A 17,065-nucleotide genomic window follows, 5' to 3' on the forward strand; every position below is an offset into this window, starting at 1 on the left:
AGCTCAGTGCGCGCCGGCGGCGCGGAGCGCGGGCTCGAGCTGGGCCCAGCCCACCGCATTCTCCACCTTGCGGTCGTTGATGAAGAAGGTCGGGGTACCGTCGACGCCCTTGGCGACGCCTTCCTCGAGCTGCTTCGAGAGCACGGCGACCGCATTCGTATCGGCGAGGCACGCCTTCACCTTGTCCGCGGGCATGCCGTTCTGCTGCATGAACTGCGGATAGCCGAGCATCTCGGTCAGGGTGAACGCGACCTCGTTGCGGTTCATCTGCGCGAGCTGCGCCTGGATCTCGGGCGAGATATTCTCGGTCTTGGCGTTGAACTCGTTCTGGCGGGCATACATCGCATCGAGCACCGGGAAGAAGGCCTCGGTCGAGACGCACCGGCCGAGCAAGGCGATGCCCAGATCCTGCGGGTGGATCAGGAAGTCGCGGAATTCGTAGCTGACCTGGCCGGTCTTGACGTATTTCTCGCGCATCGGCTCGACCCCAGTCAGCGCGAAGGCGCCGCACACGGGGCAGCTGCGCGAGCCATATTCGACCAGCTTGATCGGCGCGTCGGGATTGCCCTGCTTCACCCAGCCTTCGCCGGTCTTGGTATAGACGTCGGTCCATTGCTTGCCCGCGGGGGGCTTGGCGGTGGCGACGGGCGCGGCGTCGGCGCTGTTGTTGGCTCCGTCGCCGCCACAGGCAGTGAGCGCGAGCGGCGCGGCCAGCAGGGTCAGCCAGACGGCGATGGACTTGATCAGGCGCATTTCAATCGTCTCCATTCGGAATATCGGCGCGGGTTCAGCCGCCCGCGGCTCGTAACAAGGGTTCGAGTTGCGACCACAGCACGGCGTTCGCCTTGCGGCCGTTGATGAAGAAGTTCGGGGTGCCGTCGACGCCCATCTTGACCCCGGCCTGGAGCCGGGCACCGAGCTGCGGGATCGCTTGCGGGTTCGAGAAACAGGCCTTGATCCGCGCCTCGGGCATGCCGGCCTGGCGAACGAGATCGGTATAGCCGAGATCGTCGGACCATGCCCGCGCCGCGTCGAGCGGCTTCATCGCCATGATCTGGTCGACGCGTGAGATGCGCAGCGTATCGGCGCGCTCATTGAACACCGCCTGGTTGGCGTACATCGCATCGAGGACGACGAAGAAGTTGCGGTCGCTCACGCATTTGCCGATCACGCTCGCGCCGATATCCTGCGGATGGATCAGGAATTCGCGAAACTCGTAGCTGACCTTGCCGCTGGCGACATAGGTCTCGCGCAGATGGCCCGCCGATTCGTGCGCAAACCGCCCGCACACCGGGCAGCTGCGCGAGCCATATTCGACCAGCTTCACCTTGGCCGCGGGATTGCCCATGCGGACGCCGCCCTCGGGCGTGCTGGCGATCACCGTCAGCCAGTCGGGCGCGGGTGCCTTGGACAGAGCGGGCGCGGAGGCGCCGAGGATGAAGAGGAGCGCGAGGGCGAGAAACCGCATCAATCGATCCTGCCGATCTTGGGAATGGCGTTGCCCGCGACGCCCGAGGCGAGCGCTTCGAGCACCGCCTTGAGCTCGGGGTCCATGATCCCGCGCAGGCTCTCGCCCATCTCCGCGGTGATCGGCGCCAATTCGGGCAGGGGTGCGGCGGCTTCGCGGCGGTCGATCTGGCCGTGGCGGATCTGGAGCCGGGCGACCGCGGCATAGCCGAAGAAGCGGTTGACCCGCTCGACGATCTCGGGGGCGATATGCTGCATCATCGGCGCGTGGGCGCCCGAGACGACCAGGTGCAGCACGCCCTCGGCGCGCTGGCCCGGCGGGAAGCGGATCGATTCGGGGGCGGAGACCTCGGCATAGCGCTCGCCGACGATCTCGGCCCAGCGGCTGACCACCGAATGCTGGACGAAGCCGAAGCGGCGAAATGCGGCGCGGCCGACATCGGGCAACAGCTCGGAAACCGGGCGCGCGCGCATGCTGCGCTGGGGCTCGGGCCTGGGCTGGCGGGTGGTGGTACGCGGGGACTTCTTCATTGGGGACAGTCCATGCCATAGCCGGGGCGTGCCCGACAACATCGCAGCGAAGCTTCTCCACTGGTATGATGCGAGCGCGCGTGTTTTGCCGTGGCGCGCGCGGCCGGGAGCGAATGCGCCCGAGCCGTACCGTGTGTGGCTGAGCGAGGTGATGCTCCAGCAGACCCAGGTCGCGACCGTGATCCCCTATTTCGAGAAGTTCGTCGGCGCCTGGCCCGATTTCGTTTCGATGGCGGCGGCCGAGGACGCCGATGTGATGAGCGCCTGGGCGGGGCTCGGCTACTACGCCCGGGCGCGGAACATGCTGGCCTGCGCGCGCGAGGTGGCGGCCAACGGCCTGCCGACGGACGAGGCCGGGCTGCGCGCCTTGCCGGGGGTGGGCGGCTATACCGCCGCCGCAATCGCGGCGATCGCGTTCGGGCAGCGTGCGGTGGTGGTCGACGGCAATGTCGAGCGCGTGGTGGCGCGCCTGTTTGCGGTGCGCGATCCGCTGCCGGGGGCCAAGCCGCGGATCAAGGCCCTGGCGGACTCGATCACACCCGAAGTCCGTGCGGGCGATTTCGCCCAAGCGATGATGGATCTGGGCAGCGGCATCTGCACCCCCAGGGCGCCCAAATGCCTGCTCTGCCCGCTGCGCGAGGATTGCGCGGGGTTCGCGGGCGGCGCGCCGGAGGCGTTCCCGGTCAAGGCCAGGAAGCCGGCCTCGCCGCAGCGCTATGGCACGATCTTCTGGGCGGAGCGCGACGGCAAGCTGCTACTGGTGCGCCGGCCGGGCAAGGGATTGCTCGGTGGCATGCGCGCCCTGCCGACCGGCCCCTGGACCGATTCGCCGCCGGGCCTCACGGGCGCGCCGGCCGCGGCGGACTGGCGGATGCTTGATCGCGGTGTCAGCCATGTCTTCACCCATTTCCGGCTCGAATGTGCGCTTGCCGTCGCCACAATCGGAGCGCAGGAAGCGCCGCAGGGCGAATGGTGGCCTCTGGACGAAATCGAGTCGGCGGGACTGCCGACGCTCTTCGCCAAGGCCGTGAGAGCGTTTGGGAGAAGATGATGCGGGTTCGGGTCCTTGTCGGTGCGGTGCTGCTCGCGAGCGCGGGCGTTACGGGTCTGGTGCAGGCGCGGAGCGTGCCGGCCTTGCCGGCGACGCCGGTTGCGGCCCCGGCGACCCAGGCGCTGGTCAACCGCTATGTCGCCGAGAACAAGGTGCCGGGCCTGGTGGTCGGGATCGGGCGCGGCGATGCGCCGACCGAATATTACAAGGCCGGGCGGATCGCGGCGGAGGCCGATGCGCCGCTCGCCGACGAGAACAGCCTGTGGCGCGTCTATTCGATGACCAAGCCGATCACCGGCATCGCCGCGATGATCCTGGTCGAGGAGGGCAAGCTCAAGCTCGACCAGCCGATCAGCGATTTCATCCCCGCCTTCAAGAATATGCGCGTGCTCAACGATCCCGCCGGGCCCGTCACCGCGACCCACCCGGCGGCGCACCCGATCACGGTGCGCATGCTGCTCACTCACACCGCGGGGCTCGGCTATGACCTCGGCCAGAACCCGGTACCGGGGACCTTGCTCGACCAGTATCGCCAGCAGGGCATCAATCCGGCCCAGATCAGCAATCAGCTCGAGCCCAACCAACGCGCGATTCGCCCCGCCTCGCTCGAGGCGTTCGCGAACAAGCTGGCGACCTTCCCGCTGGTCTACGAGCCGGGCACCAAATGGAGCTATTCGATCGGGCTCGACCTGATGGGGCGCGTGATCGAGGTTGCCTCGGGCATGACCTTCGATGCCTTCCTCCAGAAGCGCCTCTTCGATCCGCTCAAGATGAAGTCGACCTTCTTCACCGTGCCGGGCAGCGAGGCCGGGCGGCTCGCGACCAACTATTTCTATGCCGGCGAGAATCGGCTGCCGGTCGATCCGGGGAAGGGCTCGCTGTGGCTCAAGCCGCCGAGCTTCCCCTATGGCGGCGCCGGGCTGGTCTCCTCGGCCCATGATTATGACCGCTTCCTCCACATGCTCCAGAATGGCGGCACGCTCGATGGCGTGCGCGTGCTCAAGCCCGAGACGGCCAGGCTTGCCATGTCGAACCTGCTGCCCGCGGGCGCCGACACGACGCTGCTCGGCACGCTGACCAGCGTCGGCAAGCTCGGCTTCGGCGCGGGCGGATCGGTCTATCTGGCCGATGTGCCGGGCGCCGCGAGCAAGGGCACCTATGGCTGGGGCGGTGCGGCGAGCACGCTTGCCTGGGTCGATCCGGCCAAGAATGTGCGCGGCGTGGTGATGGTCAACTATATGCCGACCGAGAAATGGCCGCTCAGGGCAGATCTCAACCAGGCGCTGGTTGCCGATCTGCTCAAGTGAGGCCGGGCTTCACCGGCGGCACGCTCGACCGGGCCGATCCGCTGCGGACCGATGTGGAGAAGCTCGCGGCGGCGATGGCCGATCCGCGCGCGCGGTTGTTGCGGTTGCGCGAGCTGGTGCCCGAACTGGGCGACGATGGGCGGTTGATCTGGGATTCGATCGCCGAGGCGCCGGTGGGCGGCGAGATCGTGCTGCTGGGGTTCGATCCGGACGGGGTCCCGCACTTCGCGGCCGCCAATCCGGCCGAAACGCCTGTGGCGCGCCCCGCCTTCACCATGTTCCGCCTGCTCGACCAGCTGACCTATGAAGACGCCGCCCATTTCGCCGCGGCGCGGAGCACCGTCGACTGGCATATGCGGCACCGCTTCTGCGCGGTGTGCGGGACCGGCACCGAGCTGTTCCGTGCGGGCTGGGGTCGCAAATGCCCCCATTGCAACGCCGAGCATTTCCCGCGGGTCGATCCGGTGGTGATCATGCTGGCCGAATATGGGGCCAAAGGCGAAAGGCGCGTGCTGCTCGGGCGCGGACCCGGCTGGCCGCCGGGACGCTATTCGGCGCTGGCCGGGTTCGTCGAGCCCGGCGAATCGCTCGAAGAGGCCGTGGCGCGCGAGATTTTCGAGGAGGCGGGCGTGCGCGTCCGCAACGTGCGCTATGTCGCCAGCCAGCCCTGGCCCTTCCCCTCCTCGCTGATGGTCGCGGCGATCGGCGAGGCCGATGACGATCGGCTCACCATCGACACGAACGAGCTCGAGGATGCGATCTGGGTGACCCGCGACGAAGCCCGCGCGGTGATGTCCGGCGGCGAGGGTCCGTTCGTGGCGCCCCCGCACTATGCCCTTGCGCACACGCTGCTCAGCGCCTGGATCGCGGAAGCCTAGTCGTCCTCGTCGGCGGATGCGCCGCTCGTGATGACGAGGCACGGCACCGCCGACAGGAGCACGATAAGGTAGCTGAGCAGCGAGCGCAGCGCGAGCAGCAGCGTCAGCCGCTCCCAATTGCCTGCCATCGCGAGCCCGAGCAGCAGCAATAGGCCCATAACCGCCGCGAAGCTTGCCGCTGCGCAACCCGCCAGCCAGGCGCGCGTCTGGATCATCCGGTCGAACTCGTCGGCGATGCGCGTGCCGCCGAGCCTGAGCGGTCCGATCAGCGGCAGCCAGACTGCGAGCGCAAGACCTCCGGCCACCAGCGCAAAGCCGATCTCCGAAAATTGGGGCCAGCCGATCGCGATCACGATCCCGGCGGTGGCGGGCAGCAGGGCGAGGATGGCGGCCCAGCGAAACAAAATGGGGCTTTGGGCAAATCGGGGCATGGCGGATTCCGGCTGCATCATTCGCCCGGCCCTGCGCGCATCATCGTGCGCGAGACCGGTTCGAAGCGTTGAAAGGAGAAGACGAGTTCGACGGGGACCTCGAACACCAGCGCGATCTTCATCCCCAGCTCGAGGCTGGGGGCATAATCGCCGCGTTCGAGATAGCCGATCGTCTGCGGGTTCACCCCCACCGCCTCGGCCAGCTCGCGCCGACTCATCCCGCGCTCGGCGCGAAACAGGGCGATACGGTTGTGGAGCATGGGCACAGAACGACTCGGCATGGATGACGATATGTTGTGTTTACACAATAGATCGTCGCACCGTCAAGGCGGCTATCGCTGCCAATCTCTGCGGTTGCGCTTTATGAATGCGGCGATAACCTTGCCTCGGAGTCCGTCCGCTCCGGGCGGGCATGTCGAAAGGGGGATCGGCATGTTCTTCATTTCATGGGGTTCGCGCGGGGGCTGGGCAGAGGTGGGCCCGGCGGGGCTGCGGCACTGCGCCTATTGCGACAAGGACAGCTATTTCACGCGGATGGTCGCCTATACGGTGCGGCACATCTACTGGATCTTTCGCTGGGTCACCGGCAAGACGCCCTATCTGGTCTGCGGCAATTGCGGCGCCGAGCATGCCGATGACGCGGCGGATGAAGCGCACAAGGACGTGACCAAGGCGATTCCGGCATGGGACCGCCGCGGCTGGCTGGTCGGGCTGGGCGGGATCGGCGCGCTGGTCGCGACCGGATCGATCGCCGCCGCCGCCGATCGGCAGAGCGATACGGTCTCGCTCGCCGCGCCGCATGTCGGCGACATTTACGAGGCCGATCTCGCCCGGCTCATGACGCATCCCGACGCGCCGGTGATGTACAGCACGCTGCGCGTCACCAAGGTCGAGGGCGCCATGGTCGAACTCGAATTCGGCCGCACATATTATAATGATTGGCGCGGGGTCGATCGCGACGTGAATGCGGGCGAGGCGAATTCCGAAGCCTATTATGGCCCGGAGCGCGAGAAGGTGCCGGTCTCGGCCCTGCAGAAGATGTTCGAGGACGGCACGCTCCACGACGTCCGCCGCTGACGGTCGCGTCGCTCGCTCGGTTGCCGGCGGGTTGCCGAGCGGGCGGACGCGCTGGACAGAAATCGCTTTCCTAATTGGATTTGATCCGCTCCAAGCTGTGCGATGACGCAGTCTTGGGCCACCGGATCACGCGCTCGCATGGCGCCCCGTCTTTCCGACAGGACGCGCATTTTCCCTCGGGCAAAGGTCACCAATGAAGCCGATATGCGGGACCTTATCGCGCCCCGCCGCCGGGGTTCACCCCCGCTCGCGCGCCTGCTTGTAGGTGCCGAGCAGCCGGACGCGCTTCGAATGGTGCGTCAGATCCTCGATCGCATTGTCGAAGTTCGGGTCGCCGGGGCGGCCGACGACATCGGCATAGAATTCGGTCGCGGCGAAGCTGCCGCCTTGCTGATAGCTTTCGAGCTTGGTCATGTTGACGCCGTTGGTGGCGAAGCCGGTGAGCGCCTTGTAGAGCGCTGCGGGCACATTCTTCACCTCGAAGATGAAGGTCGTCATGAACGGCCCTTCGCCCGCGAGCGGCGGTGCCTGCCGCGCCAGGATCACGAAGCGCGTCATGTTATGGTCGGCGTCGGCGATATTCTCGACGAGCAGGTTGAGCCCGTAGAGTTCGGCCGCGCCCGGCGGGGCGAGCGCGGCGATCGCGGGATCGCCCCGCTCGGCGACCAGGGCGGCGGCGCCGGCGGTGTCGGGATAGGAAGCGGGGGTGATGCCGTGCGCCTTGAGCCACAGCCGGCACTGGCCGAGCGCCTGCGGATGGCTGGTCGCTTCCCTGACCTGGTCGAGGCTGCCGGTGCCCATCAGGCCGTAATGGATGGGCAGGAAATGCTCGCCGGTGATCACCAGCCCCGATTCGGGCAGCAGGAAATGGATGTCGGCGACGCGGCCGTGGAGCGAATTCTCGATCGGGATGATCGCGCAGTCCGCGGTCCCGTCGCGCACCGCGTCGATCGCATCCTCGAAGCTGAAGCAGGGGAGCGGCAGGCAATCGGGAAAAGCCTGGAGCGCCGCGACATGCGAATTGGCGCCCGGCGCGCCCTGGAAGGCGACCGCGCGCCTGGGCTCGGCGGCGGCGGCTTCGATCATCCGGGCGACGATGGGACGGGCGGGGGCGGCGAAATTGTCCATAGGCCGGGCGGGCTAGCGGCGTCGCGCCGCGCCCGCAAGCGCGGGTTGCTATGCGGGCCGCAAGCGCCGCTTGCGATGCTCAAAGTGCGGCTCTAGAGGGAGCACGGTTTTAAACAGGGTGTCGAAGATGGACGATCGCACGAATACGATTGCGGGCTGGGCTCTGGCGGGCGGAATCCTGGCCCTCGGCCTGTCGATCGCGACCGGCATGATCTTCCACAGCGAGCATCCGGAAAAGCCCGGCTATCCGGTCGAGGGCGCCGAGGAAGCGGCTACCGGCGCGGCCGAAGTGCCGATCGCGACGCTGCTCGCCACCGCCGATCCGGTCCACGGCGCCGAGCTCTTCAAGAAGTGCGCGAGCTGCCACACCATCACCCAGGGCGGCGCCAACGGCATCGGCCCGAACCTGTGGGGCACGATGGGCGAGGAGATCGGCAAGGGGAAGGGCGGCTTCGCCTTCTCCGCCGCGCTTTCGGGCCATGGCGGCAAGTGGGACTTCGAGACGATGAATGCCTGGCTGACCAAGCCGAGCAAGTTCGCGCCGGGCACGCTGATGACCTTCGCCGGCCTGCCCAACCCCAAGGACCGCGCCGACATCATGGTCTATATCAACCAGCAGGGCAGCCCGATCCCGCTGCCCGCGGCTCCCGCCGCGGCGCCGGCTGCCGCGGGCAACGAGGCCGAGGCGAACGCCGCCGCGCCGGAAAATGGCGCGGTCGAGGGCAATGCCGCGGAGCCCAAGGCGGCGCACTAAGGGCCTCTATTCCGGCGGCTTGAACTCGGCGTCGATCTGCAGCCGCCGCAGGAAGGCCCGGAACCTCGGCACATCGCGGTCGAAACGGTCGAAACGGTCGGGGCGCGTCCCGAGCGTGGCCCGATAGAAATAGGTCAACCCTTTGAGGGTGTCGCCCTCGACCCGCCTGCCCGCTGTGGTGTGGACGGTGACCACCACCCATCCATCCGGCTGGATCTCCTCGCACGCCCGCGAGGGATGGCCGGGAAAGGCCGGGGGCTTGCCGCCGAATCGCTTGAGCAGGGCGGCGCTCAAGGGCCGGCAGTCTCGTGTCGCATCGGCGAGCGACCACTCCATCGCGTTGAACGAGGAACTGATTCCGATGAACGCGCGCGGCGTTCCGGGCTCGGAGCAAGGACGTTCGGTCAGATCATATTCGGCGTAGAAACCCCGTGCCGCATCGCCCGAGCGCGACATGCAGACCCGGTCACCCTTCGGGAACCAGGCGCGGATGGCCATGTCGTCATTCTCGAACGGACGGACGCCGTCCGAGACCACCGGCTTCTGCTTGCCGCAGCTAAGCTGTTCCTCGGGGCAATCGGCGATGGGCAGGGCGATGTTGACCGGTTCCGGCGCTGCGGCGTTGTCCGCTTGGGGCGCGGGCGAGCAGGCGATGAGCGCCAAGGGGCCGATCAGACAGGCCGGCAATCCCCGCATCGCATCGCTCCCGCTCGCGTTATGACCCGTCGCTGCTGCCCATGCCGGCGCGGGGACGGTGGATGCGGGTGTGGTCCTTGCCGCGCCAGAAATCCATGACGATCTCCCAGCCCTCTTCGGCGGTCTCGCAGAAGTGGAACAGGTCGAGGTCGCGCGGGGAAATCACGCCCTCCTCGCACAGCGCCTCGAAATTGACGACGCGGTTCCAGAAGTCCTTGCCGTAGAAGAGCACCGGGATCGGCGCGATCTTGCCGGTCTGGATCAGCGTCAGCAGCTCGAACGATTCGTCGAACGTGCCGAAGCCGCCCGGGAACACCGCCACCGCGCGCGCATGGAGGAGGAAGTGCATCTTCCTCAGCGCGAAATAGTGGAACTGCATGCTGAGGCCGGGCGTGACATAGGGGTTGGGCGCCTGCTCGTGCGGCAGGACGATGTTGAGCCCGATCGTGTCCGCGCCGACATCGCGCGCGCCGCGGTTCGCCGCCTCCATGATCGAGGGGCCGCCGCCCGAGGTGACGACGAAATGCTGGTTGCCCGCCTCGTCGCGCGGGAAATGGCTCGCGAGCTGGGCGAGTTCGCGGGCGACGTCGTAATATTTCGATTTCTCGATCAGCCGCTCGGCGATCAGCCTGGCCTGATCGGTGTCGGCAAGATCGCGCAGCGCCAGCGCCTTGCTCGGCTCGGGGATGCGCGCCGAGCCATAGACGACGAAGGTCGAGGCGATATGCGCCTCGTCGAGCAGCAGCTGGGGCTTGAGCAGCTCGAGCTGGAAGCGGACCGGCCTCAGATCGTCGCGCAACAGGAAATCGAGATCCTGGAAGGCGAGCCGGTAGGCGGGATGCTCGGTCTGGGGCGAGATGCCGTGCTCGGCGGCGGACTCGGCCTCCTGCTTCGCGGGGCGGAAGACCCGGGAGGGGACGCGTGTTTCTTCGGTCATTTGGTCGCGCTTAGCCCATCTGCGGCCTCACGCAAACCTAGGCGCAGAACGGCCCCTTGCCCATGTCGAGATGCAGGTGATTGTGGTGCGCGGCGTTGTAGTCCGGGCTGAGCACCGTGTGGAAGCGCTTGCACGCCGAGGCGTGGATCACCTCGAGAAAGCGGCGCACATCCGGATCGCGCGAGTGCCAGCCTTCCTCCACGGTGATGCGGCGGTCGTCGCGGAGCACGAAGCCGGAGATGTCGACCGCGTTGGCGAGGCCGTGCTCGGAGATTTTCTGCGCCGCCGCCTCGCCATTGCCGACGATGCCGCGGCACGAATAGGTGCCGAAGCTCTCGACCTTGACCAGCTCGCTGCCGAGGATCTGGTACGCCGCCGGCGCGACCGCATTCCGGACCCAGCCGATGAAGGTGCGCGCGAGCCCGCAGCGCATGCCCTTGAGGTTGGTGACCGGCACGCCGATGTCGAGCAATTCGACCGCGCCCTGAACGACGCAGCCGCCGCCATAATCGCGGTCGGGCAGCGGGCTGAAGCGAACATCCTCGCGCTGGAGATCGGTGAAGCATTGCTGGGTCTCGCGCGGCGTGGGGCCGATCAGCGTGACCGGGCCTGAGGCGTTGGGACGAATCGGCCGGGGTGCCGGGCGGTAGCCGTCATCGCCGCCGCCGAAGACGCAGGCGGAAAGCAGCAGCGGGAACAGGGCCAGGACAAGCCGGATACGCATGGCCCCCGGATAGCGCTTCATGGTTAACGTGCGTCTAATCGGGACCGCGCGGCCGCTCCCGGATTGACATGGGCGCCGCCGCCGCTAGGGCCGTCAGCGGGCCACGCGGTCCCAACGCCGCGCGTGCTCTCTGCAAGGAGAGACTGACATGACTGACCTCGTTACGGCGCCCGCCACGGGTGCGCCGACTCTGCCGAACACCAAGCCGGCACGCCCCTTCTTCTCTTCGGGACCCTGCGCCAAGCCCCCGGGCTGGGATGCGTCGAAGCTCGTGACCGAGGTTCTTGGGCGCTCGCACCGCTCGAAGCTGGGCAAGGCCCGCCTCCAATATTGCATCGACCTGATGCGCGAGATGCTTGCGCTGCCCGACACCCACCGGATCGGTATCGTGCCGGGCTCGGACACCGGCGCCTTCGAGATGGCGATGTGGACGATGCTGGGCGCGCGCGGCGTGACGACGCTCGCCTGGGAGAGCTTCGGTGAAGGTTGGGTCACCGATGCGGTCAAGCAGCTCAAGCTCGAACCCACAGTGATCCGCGCCGATTATGGCCAGCTGCCCGATCTGGGCGCGGTCGATTGGTCCGACGATGTGCTGTTCACCTGGAACGGCACCACCTCGGGTGTGCGCGTGCCGAATGGCGACTGGATTCCGGACGACCGCGAGGGGCTGTGCTTCGCCGATTCGACCAGCGCGGTGTTCGCTTACGACCTGCCCTGGGACAAGATCGATGTCGCGACCTTCAGCTGGCAGAAGGTGCTGGGCGGCGAGGGCGGGCACGGTGTGCTGATTCTGGGCCCCCGCGCGGTCGAGCGGCTCGAGAATTACACCCCGGCCTGGCCGCTGCCGAAGGTCTTCCGGCTCGTGTCGAAGGGCGCGCTCGCCGAGGGCGTGTTCAAGGGCGAGACGATCAACACCCCGTCGATGCTCGCTGTCGAGGATGCGATCTTCGCGCTCGAATGGGCGAAGGGGCTGGGCGGGTTGAAGGGCCTGATCGCGCGGTCGGATGCCAATGCGGCGGCGCTCGACAAGATTGTGGCGGAGCGGGACTGGCTCGGCCATCTCGCCGCGGACGAAGCGAACCGTTCGAAGACGTCGGTCTGCCTGACCGTCGAAGGTGCGGACGAGGCGTTCATCAAGAAGTTCGCTTCGCTGCTCGAGAAGGAGGGTGCCGCGTACGACGTCGCCGGATATCGCGATGCCCCGCCGGGCTTGCGCATCTGGTGCGGCGCGACCGTCGATACCGCCGATATCGAGGCGCTCGGGCCCTGGCTCGACTGGGCCTATGCGGCGGCGAAGGCCTCCTGATCGTCATCCCGGCGAAAGCCGGGACCCAGAGCCACATACGACATCGCTTGTAATCCTGGGTCCCGGCTTTCGCCGGGATGACGGGTGGAGGAAACGAAATGCCGAAAGTACTTATTTCCGACAAAATGGACCCCAAGGCCGCCCAGATCTTCCGCGAGCGCGGGGTCGAGGTGGACGAGATCACCGGGAAGACGCCCGACGAGCTCGCCGCGATCATCGGCCAATATGATGGCCTTGCGATCCGCAGCTCGACCAAGGCGACCAAGGCGATCCTCGACGCCGCGACCAACCTCAAGGTGATCGGCCGCGCGGGCATCGGCGTGGACAATGTCGATATCCCCTATGCCTCGTCCAAGGGCGTGGTCGTCATGAACACCCCGTTCGGCAACTCGATCACCACCGCCGAGCATGCCATCGCGTTGATGTTCGCGCTCGCCCGCCAGCTGCCCGAGGCCGACGCCTCGACCCAGCAGGGCAAGTGGGAGAAGAACCGCTTCATGGGGGTCGAGCTGACCAGCAAGACGCTCGGCCTGATCGGCGCGGGCAATATCGGGTCGATCGTCGCTGACCGGGCGTTGGGGCTCAGGATGAAGGTGATCGCCTATGATCCCTTCCTCACCCCCGAGCGCGCGGTGGAGATGGGGGTCGAGAAGGTCGAGCTCGACGGGCTGCTCGCCCGCGCCGATTTCATCACGCTCCACACCCCGCTGACCGACCAGACGCGCAACATCCTGAGCCGCGAGAACCTCGCCAAGACCAAGAAGGGCGTGCGGATCATCAACTGCGCGCGCGGCGGGCTGATCGACGAGGCGGCGCTCAAGGAGGCGCTCGATTCGGGGCATGTCGCGGGCGCGGCGCTCGACGTGTTCGTGACCGAGCCGGCGACCGAATCGCCCCTGTTCGGCACCGCCAACTTCATCTCGACCCCGCATCTCGGCGCGTCGACCAGCGAGGCGCAGGTCAATGTCGCGATCCAGGTGGCCGAGCAGATGGCCGATTTCCTCATCTCGGGCGGGGTGACCAATGCGCTCAACATGCCGAGCCTGAGCGCCGAGGAAGCGCCGCGGCTCAGGCCGTACATGGCGCTGGCCGAGAAGCTCGGCTCGCTGGTCGGGCAGCTGGCGCACGGCGCGCTCGACGGCATTTCGATCGAGACCGAGGGCGCGGCGGCCGAGCTCAACCAGAAGCCGATCACCGGCGCGGTGCTCGCGGGGCTGATGCGGGTCCATTCGGACACGGTCAACATGGTCAACGCGCCGTTCCTCGCCAAGGAGCGGGGGCTCGACGTGCGCGAGGTGCGGCACGAGCGCGAGGGCGTGTACCACACGCTGGTCCGCGTGACGGTGAGCACCCAGGCGGGCGACCGATCGGTGGCGGGGACGCTGTTCGGCGACGCCGCGCCGCGGCTGGTCGAGCTGTTCGGGATCAAGGTCGAGGCCGATCTGGCCGGGCACATGCTCTATATCGTCAACGAGGACGCGCCGGGGTTCATCGGGCGGCTGGGGACGACTTTGGGTACGGCGGGGGTCAATATCGGCACCTTCCATCTCGGCCGCCGCGAGGCCGGGGGCGAGGCGGTGCTGCTGCTCTCGCTCGACGAGCCCGTGACCGCCGAGCTGCTGGCGAACGTCAAGGCGCTTCCGGGCGTCAAGACGGCGATGGCGCTCAAGTTCTAGGCTGTATCGCCATTCCGCCCATGCCGGCCTGCAAATGGCGGTTTCATCCGCTTCCGGTGCTCACGTGCCTTAAGCACGCTGCGCTCCGGGTCGAATAAAACCACCATTTTCGGCTCGGCCTGAACAGAATGGCGACACAGCCTTCCTTCCAAACTAAGAGGCGCGCATGACCGGGCTCCTCCCCGAAGGGTTTCACGACCGTCTTCCTCCGCTCGCCGATGCGGCGGGGCGGCTGGAGGCGTGCGTGCTCGGAGTGGCGCATGGCTATGGCTATGAGCGCGCCGATCCGCCGATGGCCGAGTTCGCCGATGCGCTCAGCTCGCGACTGAAGGCCGGGGGCATGCGCGACGCGGTGCGCTTCGTCGATCCGGTGTCGCAGCGCACGCTGGCGATCCGGCCCGACATGACCGCGCAGATCGGGCGGATTGCCGCCACGCGGATGGCGCATCATCCACGCCCGGTTCGGCTCAGCTATGCCGGACCGGTGATGAAGCTGCGGGCGAGCGAGCTTCGGCCTGAGCGCGCGATGCGGCAGATCGGGTGCGAGCTGATCGGGCTCGATTCGGTCGCGGCGGCGGGCGAGATCGTGCGCGTCGCGGTCGAGGCGCTGCGCGCGGCGGGGGTCGAAGGCCTGGCGGTCGATTTCACCCTCCCCGATCTGGTCGATACGCTGGCGGGGAACAGCGTGGCGGCGGACAAGCTGGACGCCCTTCGCGAACGCCTCGACGCCAAGGATGCGGGCGGGGTCGCGGCGATCGATCCGGCTTATCTGCCGCTGATCGAGGCGGCCGGGCCGTTCGATGCGGCGATGCACCGGCTGAGCGGGATCGACGCGCTCAAGTCGCGGCTCGCCGGGCTGGCGCAGGTGGCGGCGAGCATCGGGCCCGGTGTCGCGCTGACGCTCGATCCGACCGAGCGGCACGGGTTCGAATATCAGAGCTGGCTGGGCTTCTCGATCTTCGCTGCGGGCGTTCGCGGCGAGATCGGGCGCGGGGGCACTTACAGCATCATCCATGAGGATGGGCACGAGGAGGCGGCGGTGGGCTTTTCGCTCTATGCCGATCCGATCCTCGACGCCGGGCTGGGCGGCGGCGAGCGGCGGCGGCTGTTCCTGCCGCTTGGCACCGATCCCGCGCATGGCGCGGCGCTCAGGGCCGATGGCTGGGTGACGGTCGCGGCGCTGGAGGAAGGCGATACGCCCGCGGCGCAGCTGTGCAGCCATGTGCTGGGTACGGGCGGGCCCGAAAAGGTCGCGTAACACCGCTTCATTGGTGACCTTATCCCGAGGGGAAACGGCGCTTTTGTTGGACTTGAGGGGCGCCAGGGCTGCGACGGTTCAAAGAGCGGCCGCCGGGTGACGGCGCGCCCGGTTGAGCAGGCGAAATCCTACATTGCAAGCAGGGAACTCTCCCCCGTTCGCCCTGAGCTTGTCGAAGGGCTGTACCTCTTACGACCGTCGCAAAGAAGAATAGTGCTTCGACAAGCTCAGCACGAACGGGGTTGGTTTAGCGCGTGAGCAACTGGGCAGGCTTCCCCGCATCGAACGCCGCCAGCGCCTTCGCTACCGCATCGCGGAAACGCGGGTCGGCGGCGATGCGCTCGGGGAAGACCTGGCGGATCGCCAGCATTGCATCCACGCTGGATGAGGCGGCGACCAAGGTATCGGCCAGCGGATCGGTGATCGTCTCGCCCGCTTGGGCCTTGCGGCGGATGAAGGCGATCCAGGCGGCCACGGGCACGGCGAGGCGATCGATCGGGCGGCCCGCGTCGAGGGCCTCGCGGACGGTGTCGAGCAGGCGATAGGGAAGCTTTTGCGAACCGTCCCAGGCGATCTGGCTGAGCAGATGCCGGATCGCGGGGTTGCGGAAACGGTCGAGCACCGCGTTCGCATAAGCCTCGGTATCGAGGCCATCGACCGGGGGGAGTGAGGCGCGGATGTCGTGATGGACGAGGCTTGTGACGAAGCCCGCGAGCGCCGGATCGGACATCGCCTCGAACACCGTCTCATGCCCGAGCGCGAGGCCGGTATACGCCAGCGTCGAATGCGCGCCGTTGAGGATGCGCAGCTTGGCCTGTTCGTAGCCGCGCACGTCGCTGGTGAGCGTGACGCCCGCCGTGGCGAGATCGGGGCCGTCCGTCAGGTCGAAGCGCTGGAGCACCCATTGGGTGAAGGCCTCGCGCTGGACGGCGGCGCGATCCTCGACGCCGAGTTCCGCCGCGACCTTGGCGAGGAAGGCCGGATCGCTTGCGGGGGTGATCGAATCGACCATCGAATCGGGGAAGGCGACCTCGCCCTCGATCCAGTCGGCAAGACCGGGGTCGTAGGTGCGGGCGAGTGCAGCGCATGCGGCGCGGAGCTTGGCGCCATTGCCGGTCATATTGTCGCAGCACAGCATCGCGAAGGGCGGCGTGCCCGCGGCGTGGCGGTCGGCAAGGCCGGCGACGATCCAGCCGATCACGCTGGCCGGCTCGGCGGGGCGGGCGAGGTCGTGGACGATGTCGGGATGGCCGATGTCGAGACTGCCGTCGGGGCCGAGGCAATAGCCTTTCTCGGTAACGGTACTGGTCGCGAGGCGGACCTTGGGGTCGGCGAGCAGCGCACGGAGGCGCTTGCCTTCGCCGGGGCCTACGCCCTCGCTATGCGCCGCGATGATGCGGGTCGAGGGTTCGCGGTCGATCACCGCGAGCGTGTAGAGCCCGTCCTGGGCTTTCAGGGCATCGACGGTGCCGGGGGTGCGCAGCGACACCGCGGCGATTCCCCAGCGCGAGTCTGTGTCGAGCACGCGGTCGATGACGTCCGCCTGATGCGCGCGGTGGAAGGCGCCGGGGCCGAAATGGACGATCCCGGTGGTGACCGATGCGATGTCATGGCCGGGGCGCCGGGCGGTGCCGGGGAGGGTGGCGAGGGCGGCGCGGGAGAGCTGGGTCATCATGGGTGCCCAAGCAGGGGCGGGTGAGGAAAGTCAATCGGTCCGTTTTCTTCCCTCTCCCCTTGATAGGGGAGAGGATAGCGAAGCTTACGAGCTTGCTCGTTGGCGCAGCTTGGAGAGGGGTAGGGCGGAGCGCAGCTCCGCGCGGCGGCAAGTGCCGCCGCACCCCCTC

General features: G+C 67.8%; 18 protein-coding genes. 8 read left to right on the forward strand and 10 right to left on the reverse strand.

From position 1 onward, the window contains the following. Window positions 1-3: 3 nt before the first annotated feature. Genes OF829_RS07300 through OF829_RS07310 form a run of 3 tightly spaced genes read right to left on the reverse strand, consistent with a single transcriptional unit; the run spans window position 4 to window position 1,998 of the window. Window positions 4-753 (reverse strand): DsbA family protein, encoded by a 750-nt coding sequence (locus tag OF829_RS07300; RefSeq protein ID WP_264939321.1) that lies wholly within the window; start codon window positions 751-753, stop codon window positions 4-6. A 34-nt stretch (window positions 754-787) separates the two neighbouring features. Continuing rightward, entirely contained in the window at window positions 788-1,468 is a 681-nt protein-coding gene (locus OF829_RS07305) for a DsbA family protein (RefSeq protein ID WP_264939322.1), read from the reverse strand. Beyond that, entirely contained in the window at window positions 1,468-1,998 is a 531-nt protein-coding gene (locus tag OF829_RS07310; RefSeq protein WP_264939323.1) for a DUF721 domain-containing protein, read from the reverse strand. The genes OF829_RS07305 and OF829_RS07310 overlap by 1 nt, the downstream gene beginning before the upstream one ends. A 28-nt stretch (window positions 1,999-2,026) precedes the next feature. On the opposite strand from OF829_RS07310, the gene OF829_RS07315 reads away from it, so the two are divergent. From OF829_RS07315 to nudC, 3 genes are read left to right on the forward strand one after another with little or no spacing between them, the layout of a single operon-like run. Further along, complete coding sequence (locus OF829_RS07315; protein WP_264939324.1) at window positions 2,027-3,049, forward strand: A/G-specific adenine glycosylase; 1,023 nt, start codon at window positions 2,027-2,029, stop codon at window positions 3,047-3,049. Then, window positions 3,046-4,356 (forward strand): serine hydrolase domain-containing protein, encoded by a 1,311-nt coding sequence (locus OF829_RS07320; RefSeq protein ID WP_406701409.1) that lies wholly within the window; start codon window positions 3,046-3,048, stop codon window positions 4,354-4,356. Before OF829_RS07315 ends, OF829_RS07320 begins: the two co-directional genes overlap by 4 nt. Further along, window positions 4,302-5,234: an NAD(+) diphosphatase gene (gene nudC / locus OF829_RS07325; RefSeq protein ID WP_264939326.1), complete on the forward strand. Its 933-nt coding sequence runs from the start codon at window positions 4,302-4,304 to the stop codon at window positions 5,232-5,234. The genes OF829_RS07320 and nudC overlap by 55 nt, the downstream gene beginning before the upstream one ends. Here the strand turns inward: nudC and OF829_RS07330 are convergent. Both OF829_RS07330 and OF829_RS07335 read right to left on the reverse strand, forming a co-directional pair. After that, window positions 5,231-5,665, reverse strand: a complete 435-nt coding sequence (locus OF829_RS07330; RefSeq protein ID WP_264939327.1) for a hypothetical protein — start codon at window positions 5,663-5,665, stop codon at window positions 5,231-5,233. The genes nudC and OF829_RS07330 overlap by 4 nt on opposite strands. A gap of 17 nt (window positions 5,666-5,682) precedes the next feature. Next, on the reverse strand, window positions 5,683-5,925 hold the full coding sequence (locus OF829_RS07335) for a helix-turn-helix transcriptional regulator (protein WP_264939328.1): 243 nt from the start codon (window positions 5,923-5,925) through the stop codon (window positions 5,683-5,685). Window positions 5,926-6,097: 172 nt separating this feature from the next. Here OF829_RS07335 and OF829_RS07340 point away from each other — a divergent pair, with 172 nt between their 5' ends. Then, window positions 6,098-6,742 carry a Lar family restriction alleviation protein gene (locus OF829_RS07340; protein WP_264939329.1) on the forward strand — a complete coding sequence of 215 codons (645 nt, stop codon included), beginning with the start codon at window positions 6,098-6,100 and terminating at the stop codon, window positions 6,740-6,742. A gap of 237 nt (window positions 6,743-6,979) precedes the next feature. On the opposite strand, the gene OF829_RS07345 is transcribed toward OF829_RS07340, so the two are convergent. Continuing rightward, the gene (locus OF829_RS07345; protein WP_264939330.1) at window positions 6,980-7,870 is read right to left on the reverse strand and encodes a prephenate dehydratase; all 891 of its coding nucleotides are present in this window, start codon (window positions 7,868-7,870) and stop codon (window positions 6,980-6,982) included. Window positions 7,871-7,997: 127 nt separating this feature from the next. Here OF829_RS07345 and OF829_RS07350 point away from each other — a divergent pair, with 127 nt between their 5' ends. Next, complete coding sequence (locus OF829_RS07350) at window positions 7,998-8,624, forward strand: c-type cytochrome (protein WP_264939331.1); 627 nt, start codon at window positions 7,998-8,000, stop codon at window positions 8,622-8,624. 6 nt (window positions 8,625-8,630) lie between these two features. Here the strand turns inward: OF829_RS07350 and OF829_RS07355 are convergent, their stop codons facing one another. The 3 genes from OF829_RS07355 to OF829_RS07365 are packed head-to-tail and all read right to left on the reverse strand — an operon-like array spanning window position 8,631 to window position 10,981. Beyond that, the gene (locus OF829_RS07355) at window positions 8,631-9,320 is read right to left on the reverse strand and encodes a hypothetical protein (RefSeq protein ID WP_264939332.1); all 690 of its coding nucleotides are present in this window, start codon (window positions 9,318-9,320) and stop codon (window positions 8,631-8,633) included. A 19-nt stretch (window positions 9,321-9,339) separates the two neighbouring features. Next, on the reverse strand, window positions 9,340-10,257 hold the full coding sequence (locus OF829_RS07360) for an LOG family protein (protein WP_264939333.1): 918 nt from the start codon (window positions 10,255-10,257) through the stop codon (window positions 9,340-9,342). A 37-nt stretch (window positions 10,258-10,294) separates the two neighbouring features. Continuing rightward, on the reverse strand, window positions 10,295-10,981 hold the full coding sequence (locus tag OF829_RS07365) for an extensin family protein (protein WP_264939334.1): 687 nt from the start codon (window positions 10,979-10,981) through the stop codon (window positions 10,295-10,297). 148 nt (window positions 10,982-11,129) lie between these two features. On the opposite strand from OF829_RS07365, the gene OF829_RS07370 reads away from it, so the two are divergent. From OF829_RS07370 to OF829_RS07380, 3 genes are all read left to right on the forward strand, one after another. Continuing rightward, window positions 11,130-12,287, forward strand: a complete 1,158-nt coding sequence (locus OF829_RS07370; RefSeq protein WP_264939335.1) for a phosphoserine transaminase — start codon at window positions 11,130-11,132, stop codon at window positions 12,285-12,287. 98 nt (window positions 12,288-12,385) lie between these two features. After that, complete coding sequence (gene serA, locus OF829_RS07375; RefSeq protein ID WP_264939336.1) at window positions 12,386-13,963, forward strand: phosphoglycerate dehydrogenase; 1,578 nt, start codon at window positions 12,386-12,388, stop codon at window positions 13,961-13,963. A 166-nt stretch (window positions 13,964-14,129) separates the two neighbouring features. Continuing rightward, on the forward strand, window positions 14,130-15,221 hold the full coding sequence (locus OF829_RS07380) for an ATP phosphoribosyltransferase regulatory subunit (protein ID WP_264939337.1): 1,092 nt from the start codon (window positions 14,130-14,132) through the stop codon (window positions 15,219-15,221). A gap of 247 nt (window positions 15,222-15,468) precedes the next feature. On the opposite strand, the gene OF829_RS07385 is transcribed toward OF829_RS07380, so the two are convergent. Beyond that, window positions 15,469-16,893 carry a mannitol dehydrogenase family protein gene (locus OF829_RS07385; RefSeq protein WP_264939338.1) on the reverse strand — a complete coding sequence of 475 codons (1,425 nt, stop codon included), beginning with the start codon at window positions 16,891-16,893 and terminating at the stop codon, window positions 15,469-15,471. Window positions 16,894-17,065: the final 172 nt, after the last annotated feature.

The organism is Sphingomonas caeni, assembly GCF_026013415.1.
Classification (GTDB): Bacteria; Pseudomonadota; Alphaproteobacteria; order Sphingomonadales; family Sphingomonadaceae; genus Sphingomonas; species Sphingomonas caeni.